At 58.3% G+C, this 17212-nt stretch carries 8 protein-coding genes; 6 read left to right on the top strand and 2 right to left on the bottom strand.

Features of this window, described 5'->3' with window-relative positions; all coding sequences use genetic code 11:
• Window positions 1-7: 7 nt before the first annotated feature.
• The 4 genes from cobD to MUU53_RS18910 all read left to right on the top strand — a co-directional run bounded on the left by cobD (window position 8) and on the right by MUU53_RS18910 (window position 5013).
• The gene (cobD, locus tag MUU53_RS18895) at window positions 8-1042 is read left to right on the top strand and encodes a threonine-phosphate decarboxylase CobD (RefSeq protein ID WP_247262267.1); all 1035 of its coding nucleotides are present in this window, start codon (window positions 8-10) and stop codon (window positions 1040-1042) included.
• 82 nt (window positions 1043-1124) lie between these two features.
• Window positions 1125-2558, top strand: a complete 1434-nt coding sequence (locus MUU53_RS18900; RefSeq protein ID WP_247262268.1) for a M20 family metallopeptidase — start codon at window positions 1125-1127, stop codon at window positions 2556-2558.
• Between the two features lie 102 nt (window positions 2559-2660).
• Window positions 2661-4121, top strand: coding sequence for a cardiolipin synthase (gene cls, locus MUU53_RS18905; protein ID WP_247262269.1), 1461 nt, complete (start codon window positions 2661-2663; stop codon window positions 4119-4121).
• 73 nt (window positions 4122-4194) lie between these two features.
• Window positions 4195-5013: an endonuclease/exonuclease/phosphatase family protein gene (locus tag MUU53_RS18910; RefSeq protein ID WP_247262270.1), complete on the top strand. Its 819-nt coding sequence runs from the start codon at window positions 4195-4197 to the stop codon at window positions 5011-5013.
• Window positions 5014-5027: 14 nt separating this feature from the next.
• Here the strand turns inward: MUU53_RS18910 and MUU53_RS18915 are convergent, their stop codons facing one another.
• Window positions 5028-6140 (bottom strand): NAD(P)/FAD-dependent oxidoreductase, encoded by a 1113-nt coding sequence (locus MUU53_RS18915; RefSeq protein WP_343229125.1) that lies wholly within the window; start codon window positions 6138-6140, stop codon window positions 5028-5030.
• Window positions 6141-6306: 166 nt separating this feature from the next.
• Here MUU53_RS18915 and MUU53_RS18920 point away from each other — a divergent pair, with 166 nt between their 5' ends.
• Window positions 6307-6450, top strand: a complete 144-nt coding sequence (locus MUU53_RS18920; protein WP_156379299.1) for a hypothetical protein — start codon at window positions 6307-6309, stop codon at window positions 6448-6450.
• A 69-nt stretch (window positions 6451-6519) separates the two neighbouring features.
• On the opposite strand, the gene MUU53_RS18925 is transcribed toward MUU53_RS18920, so the two are convergent.
• Window positions 6520-7683 (bottom strand): M20 aminoacylase family protein, encoded by a 1164-nt coding sequence (locus tag MUU53_RS18925; protein WP_247262272.1) that lies wholly within the window; start codon window positions 7681-7683, stop codon window positions 6520-6522.
• Window positions 7684-8220: 537 nt separating this feature from the next.
• Between MUU53_RS18925 and MUU53_RS18930 the strand changes: the two genes are divergently transcribed.
• Window positions 8221-16707, top strand: a complete 8487-nt coding sequence (locus tag MUU53_RS18930; RefSeq protein WP_247262273.1) for a glycoside hydrolase family 94 protein — start codon at window positions 8221-8223, stop codon at window positions 16705-16707.
• The last annotated feature ends 505 nt before the right edge of the window (window positions 16708-17212 follow it).

The following is a 17212-nucleotide window of genomic DNA, read 5'->3' on the forward strand; positions in this document are numbered from 1 at the left end:
AATCGATATGCAGCCACAGAATGAAAAGCGGATCGAACACGGAGGAAGCGTAACGCAGGCCGCACGTCAGTTTCCTGACGCGCCTCGGCCCTGGATCGATCTATCCACCGGTATCAACCCGCATTCTTATGGCTATTCACCCGTTCCCGCTACCGCTTTCTCTCGCCTGCCGGAACCTTCCGATCTGACTAAACTGTGCGAGACAGCGGCACGGTGCTACGGCGCGTCTAGCGGAGAGAACATCGCAGCGGCACCCGGCACGCATCTGCTGGTGCCGATGGTTGCGCAGCATGTTTTTGGCGGTCGGAAGCCATCCACAGTCAAGGCTGCAATCCTTTCGCCCACCTACGCGGAGCATGCGCATGCCTGTCGCATGGCCGGGTTCGACACTGTGGAAACAACCGATTTCGCAGCACTTGCGCAGGCTGATCTCGCCATTGTGGTGAACCCCAATAACCCCGATGGCCGTTTGATCGCGGATCATGATCTTCTGGCGCTTTCGGAGCATCTGGTGGCGAAGGGCGGCCTGCTCGTGGTCGATGAAGCCTTCCGCGATGTCATGGATGAAGCGTCAGGACTGGTGGGCAAGGTTCATGCCGCTCTGGTTGTCCTGCGCTCCTTCGGAAAATTTTACGGTCTTGCGGGCATCCGGCTCGGCTTTGCAGTCGCGCCAAAGGAGCTTGCACAGGATTTGCGGCTGAGGCTTGGGCCGTGGGCCATTCCGGGTCCGGCCCTGCATATCGGCCTTGAGGCCTTGGCGGATGAGGCATGGCAGGCAGAAATGCGTCAAAGGCTGAGGGCTGAGGCTGACAGGCTGAATGCCTTGCTGAAGACTGCGAAAATCGAGGTCGCAGGCGGGACGACGCTGTTTCGCTACATCCGGGATGGCAACGCGCAAGCCATCTACCAGCATCTGGGAGAGGCCGGGATTCTGGTTCGGCGCTTCAATGAAAGGCCTAATTGCCTGCGTATCGGTCTTCCGGCACCGGACGAGTGGCTGCGTCTTGAAGAAGCCATTTGCTCAGGAAATTGGCAGCGCTGAGGGGTGCAGGAAAGAATTGCATTCTGTCGAGCGTGGGATAGGTTCGGTGTCTATCTCATATTTCGCATACAGGTGAAGTCCGATGTCTACGAGCAATAACCTTCCTGAAGTCTTCGATGTCATCGAGAACAAGAAGGAGGCTTTCATCGGACTGGCGAACCGCGTCTGGGAAACGCCGGAAACCTGCTACATGGAAACCCAATCCGCGGCTGCCCATCGCGAAATGCTGGAAGAACAAGGCTTCCGCATCACGGAGAATGTTGCGGGCATTCCAACCGCGCTGATTGGCGAGGCTGGTGAGGGCGGTCCGGTCATCGCCTTTCTAGGGGAATATGATGCGCTTGCGGGCCTGAGCCAGAAGGCGGATGTTTCGCATTTCGAGCCTCTGGTGCCGAATGCCAATGGCCATGGCTGCGGGCATAACCTTCTGGGCTCTGCTTCCCTTCTCGCCGCGACGGCACTGAAAGACTGGCTGGCATCCACCGGCACGCCGGGACGCGTTCGCTATTACGGTTGCCCCGCAGAAGAGGGCGGTGCGGCAAAAGCCTTCATGGTGCGGGCAGGCGCGTTCGAAGACGTCGACATCGCCATCTGCTGGCACCCAAGCAATTTCGCAGGCGTTCAGCGGGAAACGTCGCTGGCCAATTGCCGCATCGATTTTACCTTCCGGGGTCGCGCTTCCCATGCTTCCGCCAGCCCGGAACTCGGCCGTAGTGCGCTCGATGCTGTGGAATTGATGAATGTCGGCGTCAACTATCTGCGCGAGCACATGCAACAGGATTGCCGCATTCATTATGCGCTTCTGGATGCGGGCGGCATTTCTCCAAACGTGGTCCAGGCCTATGCCAAGGTGCGCTACGTTGTGCGCGCGCCGGAACTTGCCGGTCTTTTCTCGCTAATCGAGCGGGTGAAAAAGGTGGCAGAAGGCGCTGCCCTGATGACCGAGACCACCATGGAAAGCACCATTCTGGCGGGCGTCTCCAACCTCGTGGTCAACACGCCGCTGATGGATGTGATGCAGGACATCTGGCAGAGCCTCGGCACGCCGGAATTCGATGAGAAAGACAAGGCCTTCGCGCAATCGATCCGCGATACGCTGTCTGCCGAAGACATTGCGGCCAGCTGGGCGCAGGAACGGTTGGATGTGAAAGACGATCTGGCGCTGCCCGATTTCATTCTGCCAGCGCATAACGAAGTGCGGCAGATGGGCGGCTCTACCGATGTGGGCGATGTGAGCTGGGTCGTGCCGACCGTGCAGGCCTATGGTCCGACGCTTGCCATCGGCACCCAGCTTCATACCTGGCAGGTGGTGGCACAGGGCAAAAGCCCTCTTGCGCACAAAGGAATGATCGCCACTGCCAAGGTCATGGCCGCAACGGGCCTCGCTGCTCTGGAAAGCCCGCAGCTGCGTGAAGCTGCCTGGGCGGACCTGAAGAAGAGATTGAAGGGTCAGCCCTATCGCAGCCCGATTCCGGAAGGGGCGGAGCCTCCGGTCGCTGCCATGACAATCAAATGATGTCTACATGTCTAGGTATCTAGATATATAGACTGGTGACTTTCGCGTTGGACGTCGTCTGGGGCGATTGCGATTTCCTGCGCCGCGCCTATATCGTGAAGCATGCTGGATTTCCTCTCGCCCTATTGGCCGCACATCGTTTTCGTCTTGTCGGTCGTCATGGGGGCGACCGCTGCCATTCACGTGGCGATGACCAAGGAGGAAGTTCGCTCAGCAGTCGGCTGGGTGGGTGTCATCCTGCTGTCTCCGATCGTCGGTGCGCTGCTGTACCTCATTGCAGGCATCAACCGCGTTCGCCGGAAGGTCATCTTCAATAGGAGGCGGCTGCGGCAGGGCGGTGTTCTTGCTCACCTCGACAATTACGATGCGGATGACATTAGCGTCGCCATGGAGTTCGGTCGGCGTTTTCTGGCGATGAAGACGCTTGGTGATCGCGTGGCGCGCCACCCGATGACCAGCAGCAATGAAATCCAGTTGCTAGACGGTGGCGATGCGGCGTATGAGGAGATGTTGTCGGCCATATCCGCTGCCAAGCGCAGCGTTATCCTCGAAACCTATATCTTTGATCGTGACAGGATAGGTCGTCGTTTTGTCGCCACGCTGGGGGAAGCGGTCGCGCGCGGTGTTCAGGTAAGAGTTCTGATTGATGCCGTCGGCGCGCGTTACTCTGTGCCCAGTGTTCTTGGCATGCTGAAGGATGTCGGAATCCGCGTCGCAGTGTTCAACGGCAATGTCATCGTCGGGCTACGCCAGCCTTATGCGAACCTGCGTACTCACCGGAAAATCATGATTGTCGATGGTGCGGTCGCGTTCACAGGCGGCATGAACATTCGCGAAGATTTCTCGCGCACATGCAAGGGCGAAGGCTGTGCGATCGACACCCATTTCCGCATTACGGGCGCGGTGGTGGCTGATCTGTTCGCCATTGCTGCCGAAGACTGGCACTATGCCAGCGATGAAATCCTCGATGGCGAGGAATGGCAGATTGCAGCGCCTGCCCATGCGCCGGGGCATGCCAAACTCATCCGGGCGGTCGCTTCCGGTCCAGACCGGAGCGTGGAGACCAATCACAAGATGCTGATGGGCGCATTTTCGGTCGCCCGCTCGAACATTCGCATCGTTTCACCCTACTTTCTGCCGGATCGCGAGTTGATCAGCGCCATGGCAACAGCGGCGCGGCGCGGCGTGGTGGTCGACATCGTGGTGCCTGCCTCCAATAATTTGACACTGGTAGACCGGGCGATGACGGCTCAGTTCGACCAAGTGTTGAAGGGGCATTGCCGCCTCTGGCGCGCATCGGGTCCGTTCAACCATTCCAAACTTCTGGTGGTTGACGGCCGATGGGCCTATGTTGGATCGTCGAACATGGATCCCAGGTCGCATCGCCTGAATTTCGAAGTCGATCTTGAAGTTTTCGATATCCCTTTTGCTGAAGATCTGGAACGACGCATCGATCGTTCAATCGAGACCGCCAGCCGAGTCAGTCTTGAGCAATTGCGTGCCAGACCTTTTGCCGTACGTCTGTTCGAGCGCATTCTTTGGCTGGGTTCTCCCTATCTCTGATCCTTGTATGTGACCGGTGGTGGAAGTAGATGAGAATCGCATTATATGCCTCCAAAGCAGCAATCGTGACCGCATGACCAAGACCAGAACGATACCAGCGAACATCATCGCTTCCCTTCGAAACCGCAAGAATCGTGGCTCTGCGACGGTAGACGGGGTGTTGACGGAAGGGGAAGGGGAAGGGGAAGGTCTTCGGGTTGCATCTTATAACGTGCATAAATGCGTTGGTGTCGACGGCAAGTTCGATCCTGCCCGAATTGCCCATGTCATTCGCGAGATCAATCCCGACGTGATTGCCCTGCAGGAGGCCGATACCCGCTTCGGGGAACGCCGGGGTCTGCTGGATCTCCACTGGATCGAGCGAGAAACCGGGCTTTGCCCCGTGCCCATCAGCGGTATTTCGAAAGCGCATGGATGGCATGGAAATGTTCTCTTCTTCCGGAACGGCGCTGTCCGCGACGTGCATCCGGTCAAGCTTCCGGGCCTTGAGCCACGTGGAGCGCTGCTGACCGAACTTGAGCTTGCCGACGGCACAGCCTTGCGGGTGGTTGCTGCGCATCTAGGCCTCTTGAACAGATCGCGGCAAAGTCAGGCGAGAATGATCCTCGATCTCCTGCGGTTGCGGGACGATCAGCCGACGCTTCTGATGGGCGATCTCAATGAGTGGAGGCTGGGCAATCGTTCGTCGCTGAACTCACTCGCTTCGACATTTCGCGGAATGCCTTCGGCGGTGCCGAGTTTTCCCTCCCGGCTGCCGGTTCTGGCGCTTGATCGCATCATGTGTTCGCACGAGGGGCTGATTGAAAAGGTGCATGTCCATGATACGGCTTTGGCGCGGGTGGCGTCCGACCATCTGCCGATCAAGGCTCTGTTGCGCACGTCAGGGCAATAGACTTTCCTGTGACGTCATGCCGTCAGCAGGTCTTTCACCTGATCTGCTATGGCAAGCGAGGCAGTCAATCCGGGGCTCTCTATGCCAAAGAGATTCACGAGGCCGCTCACGCCATGCGTCTGCGGGCCATCGATCCGAAAATCTGCCGCCGGATCAGACGGGCCGGAAATCTTGGGCCTGATGCCGCTATAGCCGGGAACGAGTGCATTGCGAGGCATTTGCGGCCAATAGCGCCGCACGGCATCCTCAAAGCCTTCCACACGGTTCGGATCGACCTCATAGTCAATCTCATCCACCCATTCGACATCAGGACCGAAACGCGCCTGTCCGCCCAGATCGAAGGTCAGATGCACGCCCAGTCCGTGCGCATGCGGGGCTGGATAGATGAGATGGTTGAACGGTGCGCGGCCCGTCAGCATGAAATAGTTGCCCTTGGCATAGCCGGTTTGCGGGATGGCCGATACCGGCAATCCCTCGATGCACGCAGCGACACGGCTGCCGTGAAGACCTGCGGCGTTGACGAGCATCCGGCTGGTGATCGTCATGGGGTCTGCGCCACCCACCCGAATTTCAAAGCCTTCTGCGATCTGAGTTGAACCCTCGAAAGGTGCGTGAAACGCGATGGCTGCTCCCGCATCTTCCGCATCGCCTTGCAGAGCGAGCATGTATCCATGGCTGTCGATGATACCGGTAGACGGAGAATGGAGAGCGGCAATGCAGTCCAGCGCGGGTTCGAGCTGTCGTGCCTGTCGCTGATCCAGCATTACCAGATCCGACACGCCGTTCGCCTCGCCTTTGCTTTGCAAGGCTTCGATGAGAGGAAGCTCGTCGGCAGAGGTTGCCACGATCAGCTTCCCGCACTTGCGATGTGCGATGCCGTGAGACTCGCAAAACGCGTAAAGCTTGGCCTTTCCCTGAACACAGAGATGCGCCTTCAGGCTGCCTTTCGGATAATAGAGACCGGCATGAATGACCTCGCTGTTGCGGGATGAGGTCTCAGTGCCGATGGCGCCTTCCCTCTCGAGAATGAGCACCGACTGACCGGACCGCGCAAGACTGCGCGCGCAGGCGAGGCCCATGACGCCTGCTCCTACCACCACCACGTCTATGTCCATCACTCTCAAAATCCTTTGGAAATCCGATTTGCCTCCGGCGCAGCATATTTATTGCGTGGTTGGCATTATGGCGAAAGGATATTTCCACAGAGGCGATATCAAAGAAAGGAAATCTCTATCAATCTGGTCGTGTTAAGATACTGTTACAGAATAAGGCGACAATGTGACGGAGGATCTCATGACCCAGTCCTTGCAACATCTTCCGGTGGAGCTTGCGGCTCCGGGATCGGCCAGAATTGGCTATCCGGCCTTGCTACCCACCTTGCTGGCATTTGCCGCAATCGCTTTTATCGGCGCTGTTACCCTCGGTATCATCGCCTGATCTGAACGGTGCGCACCGTACGGATCTTGAAAAAGCCCTTCCGTGCCGCCCACGGAAGGGCTTTTTCGTTCAATCAGCCTTTAGGTAAGTCTCTACCGTTTCCACCCACATGGATACGCCGATCGGCAAGGCATCGTCATTGAAGTCGAACTTCGGATGATGCAGCGGCGGATCGCGCTCTGTCCTGCCGGTCCCGAGCAGGATGTAGCTGCCAGGTGTCTCCGCCAGCATGAAGGCAAAATCCTCGCTTCCCATGCTGGGGCGTGGCAAATCCATGACGTTTTCGGTTCCAACCACGCGCTCCGCCACCTGACGAATGAACTGTGTCTGTTCCACATGGTTGATCGTCGGCTCGTAGCCACGCTCATAGGTGATCGTCGCACTCATGCCGTAGCTGGCCGCCTGACCTTCGGCTACTTCACGCACGCGCTTTTCCAGCGTGTCGCGCACCTTCGGGTCAAAGGAGCGGATGGTAACCGCCAATTCCGCGCGTTCCGGAATGACATTGCTGGCCTTGCCGGAATTGAAAGCGCCAACCGTAATGACTGCCTGATCCATGGCGTGCAGGTTGCGGGTCACGATCGTCTGCAAGGCCATGACGATGCTTGCACCGCAAACGATCGGGTCGAGCGCATCCTGCGGTTCGGCACCATGACCTCCGCGACCGTTAACGACAATCAGGCATTCATCGGCTGCGGCCATCATTGGCCCTTCCTTCACGGCAATCTTGCCGAAGGGAATGGATGGATCGTTGTGGAGACCGAAAACCACGTCGCAGGGGAAGCGCTCGAACAGCCCGTCCTTGATCATGATCTTGGCGCCGGCGAAGTTCTCCTCAGCCGGCTGAAAGATGAGATGAACCGCGCCATCGAAATTACGGCGTTCTGCCAGAGCCTTTGCTGCGCCCAAGAGGATGGCCGTGTGTCCGTCATGACCGCAGGCGTGCATAAGGCCCGGTGTCTGGCTCGCATGTTCAACGCCGGTTTCCTCGAAGATCGGCAGCGCATCGATATCGGCACGAATGCCGATGGATCGACCGCTGGTACCATTGCGAAGCGTAGCAACGATACCGGTTTTGGCCAGACCGCGCGTGATCTCATATCCCATTTGCGTCAATTGATCGGCAATGAAGTCGGAGGTTTTGACCTCGGAGAGGCCTAATTCCGGATTTTGATGAAGGAAGCGCCGTAGCGCCACAAGTTCCGGCATGTCGTTCGAGATCTGGATTGTCATATCGTTACCACCGCTGGCAGTTAAAGCATCATTAGCAAAGCATGAGACATAGCAGCCCGTGGTGCTGCGGGTAAATCCTTTCCTGCCGTTTCCAGACCTCACACCATTTCAACAAGATGATTGGATCCTCACCCTAAACCCCAGTCATTGTCCGGTGAAAATAAGTTGCTTGAAGAAGAAACATCTTGATGTCATGGAACTTGGTGAAACGCAGAGAATTGAGGGCCAGGCCACGGATCTGGAACTTGCTGCGCGAAACAGGAAATGCATCGTATCCTATATTCCAAACAGCTGAATACGTTCAGGTTTCATTCATGCCTGTCCGGCTAGTGGCGAGAGACGTTCGTATTGGAGAGACCGTTGAACATCTGCAAGTCTTCCGCCTCTATGTGTTCTGCAGTCTGGTCAGGAAGGTTGCCAATCCTTTGCCAGTCTCGCCGCTACCGCTCCCAATTTTTGATGGTTTGACCTCGTACGCCTGACGGCCATTCGGCCAGCCGCTCAAGACAGCCCAACTCCTGATCAGAAGTCGACACAATGTCATTTCATAATACGCCCGCTTCCTCCTCGCGCGAAACCGAAGGCAAGCAGATCGATCATAACGAAGCGATCCGCGCCACTTATTTCAATGCCGAGGCTTTGCGGTCCTGCGGTGAGGCTCTGGCACGTGATGGCGCGGCGATCCTGCCGGGTTTCATGAGTTTCGAGTTCCGCGAGCGGCACAAGGAGAACGAGCGCGAAATTCTGCGCGTCTACCGGTCTACGGCCAAGGATGTGGAAGCCGGTGCAACGATCACGCCGGCTGCGGAATGGCTGCTGGACAACCACTACATCGTGGAAGAAGCCATTCAGGAAGTTCGCCGTGACTTTCCGAAGAAGTTCTACCGTCAGCTGCCGACCATGCGGATCGGCTCAATGGAGATCCCGCGCGTTCTGGCGCTCGCATGGCTTTACGTGGCGCACACCCATAGCACGGTAAACCGCGATAACCTGACCGCCATGACGGAAGGTTTTCAGGTTCATCAGTCGCTGGAAATCGGCGAGCTTTGGGCGCTGCCGTCCTTCCTGCGTTTCGTGTTGATTGAAAACCTGCGTCGCATTTCAATCCGTGTGGAAAAGTCGCGCCGTATGCGTCAGCAGGCTAATGACGCAGCGGATGCGGTTATCAAGCTCAACGATGAAGGGGCGAGCGCCGATCTCCTGAAAAAGATCGAGCCGCTGACCGAGGATAATACCTTCTCGACCCAGTTCCTCTATCGCCTGCGCAATGCATCGCAATCGCCAGGTTTCGCCATCCAGTGGCTTGAGGCACGCCTTGCAGCTGCCGGCACAGACACTGAAGAAGTGATGATGGCGGAGCAGAACCGCCTCTCATCCGGCAACGTGACGATGGGCAACATCATCAAAAGCCTGCGCGAGATCGACGACACCGAATGGAGCGTGTGGTTCGAGGACGTCTGCCTTGTCGACAAGGTTCTGCGCGACCAGAGCGATTACAATGATCTCGACTTCGGATCGCGCAACTCCTACCGCAATCGCATTGAAAAGCTAGCCCGCTACGCCAAGAAGACAGAAATCGAAGTGGCCAGTGCTGCGATTGCATTGGCGCAGGAAGCTGCTCGGGCTCCGGAGCCCGATCCGCACAAGGCCAATGTCGGCGCCTTCCTGAACGGCATGTATCGCGAGGAGCTGGAGAAGCGGGTGGGCTATACGCCGACGCTGCCCCAGCAGGCGCTCAGAATGGTTCAGAAAATGAACTGGTTCGCCGTTGCGGCCCCGGTTCTTTTCCTGACCTTCCTAGCACTTGCCATTGTCGGCTTCTTCCTTGGCCATGCTGGCATGTCCTGGCCGGTTATCATCCTCTTCCTGTTGATGTTCTCGCTGCCTGCTTCGGAAGGCGCGACAGGCCTGTTCAATACGTTGGTGACCTATGTGGTCAAACCGGCGCGCCTGGTTGGCTATGAGTTCAAGGAAGGCATTCCGGAAGAGGCGCGTACGCTTGTCGTGGTGCCCTGCCTCATCACCAATCGCGATACGGTTGACGAACTCATCCGCAATCTCGAGGTTCATTACCTTGCCAATCCGCACGGTGAAATCTACTTCGCGCTCTTGAGTGACTGGAAAGACAGCAATGTCGAACAGTCCGATGCCGACCTCGAAGTGCTGGAATATGCCCGCCGCGAAGTGGCAGCCCTCAGCGGTCGCTATGCCTTCGACGGCAAGACCCGCTTCTACCTCCTGCATCGCCGCCGCCTGTTCAATCCGTCGGAAGGCGTGTGGATGGGATGGGAGCGCAAGCGCGGCAAGCTGCATGAACTGAACCTGCTGCTGCGTGGTGATAAAGATACGTCGTATCTCCAAGGTGCCAACACGGTGCCTGAGAATGTTCAATATGTCATGACGCTCGATGCCGACACGCGCCTGATGCGCGATGCGGTGACGAAGCTCGTCGGCAAACTGCACCACCCGATCAACCGCCCGGTTCACGATGTGAACTCTGGCCGGGTCATTCATGGTTACGGCCTGCTGCAGCCACGCGTGACGCCGTCGCTGACGACCGGCAAGGATGCCTCCGTCTTCCAGCGCGTCTATTCGATGAGCCGCGGTATTGACCCTTACGTCTTCACCGTTTCCGACGTTTATCAGGATCTGACCGGCGAAGGCAGTTTCACCGGCAAGGGCCTCTATCATGTCGACGCCTTCGAGACCGCTCTGCGCGGTCGTATCGAGGAAAATGCCGTTCTCAGCCATGACTTGCTTGAAGGTTCCTTCTCCCGTTGCGCTCTCGTGACCGACGTTGAACTGGTGGAAGACTTTCCCACACGTTATGAGGTTGAAGTCTCTCGTCAGCATCGTTGGGCGCGCGGCGACTGGCAGCTGCTTCCCTACATTCTGGATGCGACACGTGGCGTGACGGCGCTTGGCCGCTGGAAGATGATCGATAACCTACGCCGTTCGCTCACGCCGATCGCCTGGTTCTTCGCTTCTGTTTTCGGCTGGTACTTCATGTCACCGCTCGGCGCACTGATCTGGCAGATCCTGCTGATTTTCTCGCTGTTTGTGGCGCCAACCCTTTCGCTCATAACCGGTCTTTTGCCGCGTTCGACTGACATCGTGCAGCGGGCACATTTCTATTCGGTCTGGTCCGATATCCGGTCTGCCAACGCGCAGGTAGCGCTGCGCATCGTGTTCATCGCCGATTCCGCCTTCATGATGATGGATGCGATCGTGCGCTCGCTTTATCGTCTGTTCGTCAGCCGCAAGCTGATGCTTGAATGGAAAACTGCTGCCAGCGTTCAATCGTCGGCGCAGGGAAGCCCGCAAGCCTATTTCCGCTCCATGTGGCATGCACCGGTCGCTGCGATCCTCGCGATCATGTTTGCCGCACTGCCGGACGATAACGCCTTCCTCGTCGGTATTCCCTTTGCGCTTCTGTGGATCCTGTCGCCAATCGTCGCCTGGTATGTGAGCCAGTCTGCGGAGACGGAAGACCGTCTCTTCGTACCGGAAGCGGTTTCGGTCGAGCTTCGCAAGATTTCCCGCCGAACCTGGCGCTATTACGAAGCCTTCACGACGGAAGACCAGAACTTCCTGCCGCCGGACAACTTCCAGGAAACGCCTGAGCCGATCGTTGCCAAGCGCACCTCGCCCACAAACATCGGCGTCTATCTTCTCTCCGTCGTATCAGCCCGCCATTTCGGCTGGCTGAGTTTCCAGGAAACGCTGGAGCGCATCGAAAAGACGGTCACAACCGTCGAAAAGATGGAGAAGTTCCGCGGCCATCTTTACAACTGGTATCATACGGATACGCTGGCGACGCTTGGCCCTCGCTATGTTTCGACGGTGGACAGCGGCAACCTCGCCGGTCATCTGATTGCTGTGTCGTCAGCCTGCCGTGAATGGGCGGAAGCGCCGTCCGCACATCTTCAGGCAAACCTTGATGGCATCGGCGATGTTGCCGGTATTCTTTCGGAAGTGCTGAAGGACCTGCCTGATGACCGTAAGACGGTGCGTCCGCTGCGCCGCCGTATAGACGAACGTATCATCGGTTTCGGCAATGCCTTGGCCGCAGTGAAGCGCGAGCACGAGTTTGCCTCCATCCGCATCATCAACCTGGCAGTTCTGGCGCGCGATATCCAGAAGCTTGCGGCCAACCTCGACCACGAAGTCAGCTCCAACCAGACAGCAGAGCTGGTGCGCTGGTCGGAATCGCTGGTTGAAGCCTGTGAAGCGCATATTGCGGACACGACGTTCGACATGACGAATATCGAGCCGCTGCGCCAGCGCCTCATCCAACTGCGGGATCGTACGCGCCAGCTGGCCTTCGCCATGGATTTCACCTTCCTCTACCGGAAGGATCGTCGTCTGCTATCCATCGGTTATCGTGTCGAAAGCAACGATCTCGATGAGGCCTGCTACGACCTTCTGGCCTCCGAATGCCGTTTGACCAGCCTGTTTGCGATTGCCAAGGGCGATTTGCCGACAGAACACTGGTATCGTCTTGGCCGTCAGGTCGTGCCGATCGGTGCCCGTGGTGCGCTGATCTCCTGGTCCGGCTCGATGTTCGAATATCTGATGCCGCCGCTTGTCATGCAGGAGCGTCAGGGTGGCATTCTGAACCAGACGAACAATCTGATCGTCGAAGAGCAGATGAACCATGGCCGCCGCCTGAATATCCCCTGGGGTATTTCGGAAGCCGCGTTCAATGCCCGCGATCATAACCTCAACTATCAGTACACCAACTTTGGTGTGCCGACGCTTGGCCTCAAGCGTGGCCTTGGCCAGAATGCGGTCATCGCGCCCTACGCCTCGATTCTCGCCAGCCAGTACAAGCCGCTGGAAGCGCTCGAAAACCTTCAGAAACTGCGGGCCGTGGGTGCTCTGGGCCGCTACGGCTTCCACGATGCTGTCGACTTCACGCCGACCCGTGTGCCGGAAGGCAAGCGTTGCGCCGTGGTATTCAACTACTATGCCCACCACCATGGCATGTCGATTGCGGCCATCGCCAACGTCGTCAACAATGGCAAGCTGCGCGAACTTTTTCATGCAGATCCGGTCGTCGAAGCCGCAGAACTGTTACTGCAGGAAAAGGCGCCGCGCGAAGTGCCTGTCATGGGTTCCAAGTATGAGCCGGAAACCCCTGGCAAGGGTCAGGCCGACCTGCTGCGCTCGGAAATCCGCACTATCCAGAACCCGGCTGGTCGCGATCGCGAACTGATCCTGCTGTCCAACGGCCACTACTCAACCATGATGACGGCAACAGGTACGGGCTACTCCCGTTGGAACGGCCTTGCGGTCAATCGTTGGAAAGCCGACCCGGTTGAAGATCGTTGGGGCAACTTCCTCTTCCTGCGCGACACGACGACCGGTCAATGGTGGTCCACCACTGCTGAGCCGCGCCGTGCGGAAGGTGAGAAGGTCAAGACCGTCTTCGGCGATGAGAAAGCCGAATTCGTCAAGACGGTGGGCACGCTCACCAGCTCCGTTGAAGTCATCGTCGCGACCGAACACGATGCAGAAGGTCGTCGCCTGACCCTGCTCAACCAGGGCACTGAAGACCGCTTCATTGAAGTGACCTCCTATATCGAGCCGGTTCTTTCACATGAAGACGATGACAACGCGCATCCGGTCTTCTCGCGTATGTTCATTCGCACTGAGATCGGTCGTCGTGGCGATGTGATCCGCGCCTGGCGCAACCGTCGCAACCAGAATGAGCCGTCGATGCAGATCGCGCATCTGGCGGCAGACAATGCCGGTTCGTCGCGCCCCACGGAGTTCGAAACAGATCGCCGCCGCTTCATCGGCCGTGGCCGCACGCTTGCAGAAGCGGCTGCCTTCGATGCGGATGCGACACTTTCAGGAACGGATGGCTTCACGCTTGATCCGATCCTGTCTATGCGCCGTGTCGTTCGCGTGCCGGCGGGTAAGAAGGTCAGCGTGATCTTCTGGACGATTGCAGCGCCAAGCCGCGAAGAACTGGACATTGCCGTCGAGCGCTACCGCCATCCGGATGCGTTTGGCTCTGAACTCACGCAGGCCTGGACCCGTGTTCAGGTGCAGATGCGCCATATCGGCATTAATTCTCAGCAGGCTGCAGCCTTCCAGCATCTGGGCCGCTATCTGGTTTATCCAGACATGCATCTGCGTGCTGACGTGGCCACGGTCAACGCTGGACTTGCCTCGCAACGCCAGCTCTGGGGCCTGTCGATCTCCGGCGACCTGCCGATCTTCACGCTGCGCGTGAACGACGAAATGGACATGGAAGTCGTCAAGGAAGCTCTGTCCGCGCAGGAATATCTGCGGTCTCGCGGTGTGATGGCGGATCTCGTCATCGTGAACGAGAAGCCAGCATCTTACGCGCAGGACATGCAGCATGCCATTGACCAGATCAGCGAAAGCATTCGCCGTCTCGGTCAATCGGAAGGCCGCCAGCAGGTGTTTGCCCTGCGCCGCGACCTGATGGACGATGCGACTTGGGCGGCGCTCATTGCTGCCTCGCGTGTCGTGCTGCACGCCCGTAACGGCAAGATCGAGGATCAGGTCAACCGCGCGGTCTCGCTGTTCTCCGACAAGCGTGGCGTCGAAGTGGAAATGGACCGTCGCGCATTGCTGACAGCTGCCGATTTCGGCACTGTTGCGGACGAAGCCGGTGCTGCCGATCTCGATTTCTGGAACGGTTACGGCGGGTTCTCGACCGACGGTCAGGAATATGTCGTGCGCCTGCAGGGTGGGGCCGCAACGCCGCATCCGTGGATCAACGTTATCTCCAATGAGCGCTTTGGCTTCCACGTTGCAGCAGAAGGCGCTGCCTTCACCTGGAGCCAGAACTCGCGTGACTATCAGCTGACGCCCTGGTCGAACGACCCGGTTATCAACCGTCCGGGTGAGGCGCTGTATGTGGCCGATCTGGAAAGCGGTTCCGTGCTTACGCCTTATGCGGCCCTGTCTCGCAAGCCGTCGGTTGCTTTCGAAGCGCGGCATGGCCTTGGCTATTCTATCTTCCGCTCGGAAGATGAAGGTGTAGCCATGTCAGTCACGCAGACGGTTGATCGGAACCGTCCGGTCAAGTTCTCCAAGCTGGTCCTGAAAAACACCAGCGGACAGGCTCGCCGCCTGCGGGTCTATGGCTATGCGGAGTGGATTCTGGGCAACAACCCGCAGCGAACCCAGGCCTTCATACTCTCCAGCAGTGATGAGGCGACCGGAACGCTGTTTGCCAGCAACCCATACAGCATCGATTACAGCACTCGAACGGCTCTGTTTGGTGCAGATGCTCCGGTTTCGGGCTTCACGACCAGCCGTCGCGAATTCCTCGGCCGCTTCGGCTCCATGGCAACGCCTGCGGCGGTTGCCGCCGGCACCGCATTGAGCGGATCGCTGGAGCCAGATGGCGCACCGTGTGCGGTTCTCGCCTGCGATATCGAACTGGCAGCCGGTGAAGAGAAGACAATCACCTTCTTCCTCGGTGATTGTGGCAATCGCGACGAAGCGGCGGCCTTGGCGGCCGAAGTTCGGGGTGTGCGTGCGGATACGGTTGTCGAAGGGGCAAAGAGCTTCTGGAACGACTTTACGGGTCGCCTGAAGATTTCGACGCCAGACAAGGCGCTGGATCACATGATCAATACCTGGCTGCCTTATCAGGCACTCAGCTGCCGCATCCTGTCGCGCACGGCCTTCTACCAGTCTTCTGGCGCTTATGGTTTCCGCGACCAGTTGCAGGATACGCTAGCCTTCATGATGCATGATCCGGCTCTGGCGCGTCGCCAGATCGTCACGGCTGCCGGTCGTCAGTTCCCGGAAGGTGATGTGCAGCACTGGTGGCTGCCGGTCACCGGCGCGGGCGTTCGCACGACGATTTCGGATGACGTGGTATGGCTTGCTTACGCAGCCGACCAGTACATCAAGACAACGGGTGATGTGTCTGTTCTGGACGAACAACTGCCGTTCCTGACGGGCGCAGCTCTGAACCCGGGTCAGCACGATGCCTTCTATAAGCCGGAGATCTCGGAAGAGACGGCAACGGTTTATGAACATGCCGCGCGTGCCCTTGATCTTGCCATCAAACGCACCGGTTCGAATGGTCTTCCGCTGATCCTCGGCGGTGACTGGAACGACGGTATGAATCGCGTCGGTATCGGCGGTCGCGGCACAAGCGTTTGGCTCGGCTGGTTCCTCGCCTCTGCACTGCGTCGCTTCTCGGTCTTTGCCGAACAGCGCGGCGATCAGGAGCGTGTTGCCCACTGGTCCGGCCACCTCGACAGCCTGAAGAAGGCTCTTGAGACGGCTGGCTGGGATGGCCAGTACTACCGTCGCGGCTACTTCGACGATGGCAGCCCGCTGGGTGCAGATGGCAATCTGGAATGCGCGATCGATTCGCTTGGCCAGTCGTGGAGTGTTCTTTCCGGCGAGGGTGATGCGGCGCGTTCGGAACAGGCCATGAATGCGGTGATGAGCAAGCTCGTCTCCGAGCAGGATGGTATCATCCGCCTGTTCACACCGGCCTTTGCCTCGACGCCCAAGGATCCGGGCTACATCAAGGCCTATCCGCCGGGTGTGCGCGAAAATGGTGGTCAGTACACTCACGCGGCGACTTGGGTCGTATTGGCGCTGGCAAGGCTTGGACGCGGGGACGATGCCTGGAAGGCCTTCCAGCTTCTGAACCCTGTCAATCATGCGCTGAGCAAGGGCGATGCGGATCGCTACCGCGTCGAGCCTTACGTGGTCGCTGCCGACGTTTACGGCGCTGGCGACCTTACCGGTCGCGGCGGCTGGACCTGGTATACCGGTTCGGCGGGCTGGCTCTACCGTGCTGCCGTGGAAGGTATTCTGGGTATCCAGCGTGAAGGCGACCGTCTGTTCGTTCGTCCAGCCCTGCCCACGGAGTGGACTGGATTTGAGGCGACGCTCATCCTTGATGGCAAGAGCTTCGCCATCAAGGTGGTGAAGGCTGCGGGTTCGAGCGAAGCGGCTGTCACGATCAACGGCACTGCGGTGGTTGTGGGCGAAGGTTTCGCGATCGGCTGAGTGCCTATTACTTGATCTGAAATAATGAAGCCCGGTCTGCTGATGGCAGGCCGGGCTTTTTGTTGGGCTGTCTGGAAGAGTTTGCTTTCATGGCGTCGGCCCGGTGCCAGCCAGAGGTGCTATCTGCTCCCGTTGTTCTGGGGCAGCGCTGTTGGGCATTTGTGGCTCACGCAAAGGGCGAAGTGATGCGTTGACGATTCAAGTCCGGATACGGCCCATTGGGGACGTACGCGGTCGCAAAAATCTGCCGCGAAACTCTGAGTTTTGCGACCGATTTTTGAGAAGGATCTTCCCTCTTGATCACAGAGTTGGCCGATTTGTCGCGAAAGTTAGGATTTCTGCGAGAGGAGGTTGGCATCTCACGCGGGCTTGATGTTGGCAGCCACTAAACGCCTGAGGTCATCAATCTGGGCTGGGGCGAGTACCCGCTTAGGTCGTGGTGATGATTTAAGGATTGGGATTCCCAAAAGAGCGCAAATCGGATTCAAAGCTGATTTTGGAGATC

Source organism: Affinirhizobium lemnae (assembly GCF_022968395.1).
GTDB lineage: Bacteria > Pseudomonadota > Alphaproteobacteria > Rhizobiales > Rhizobiaceae > Neorhizobium > Neorhizobium lemnae.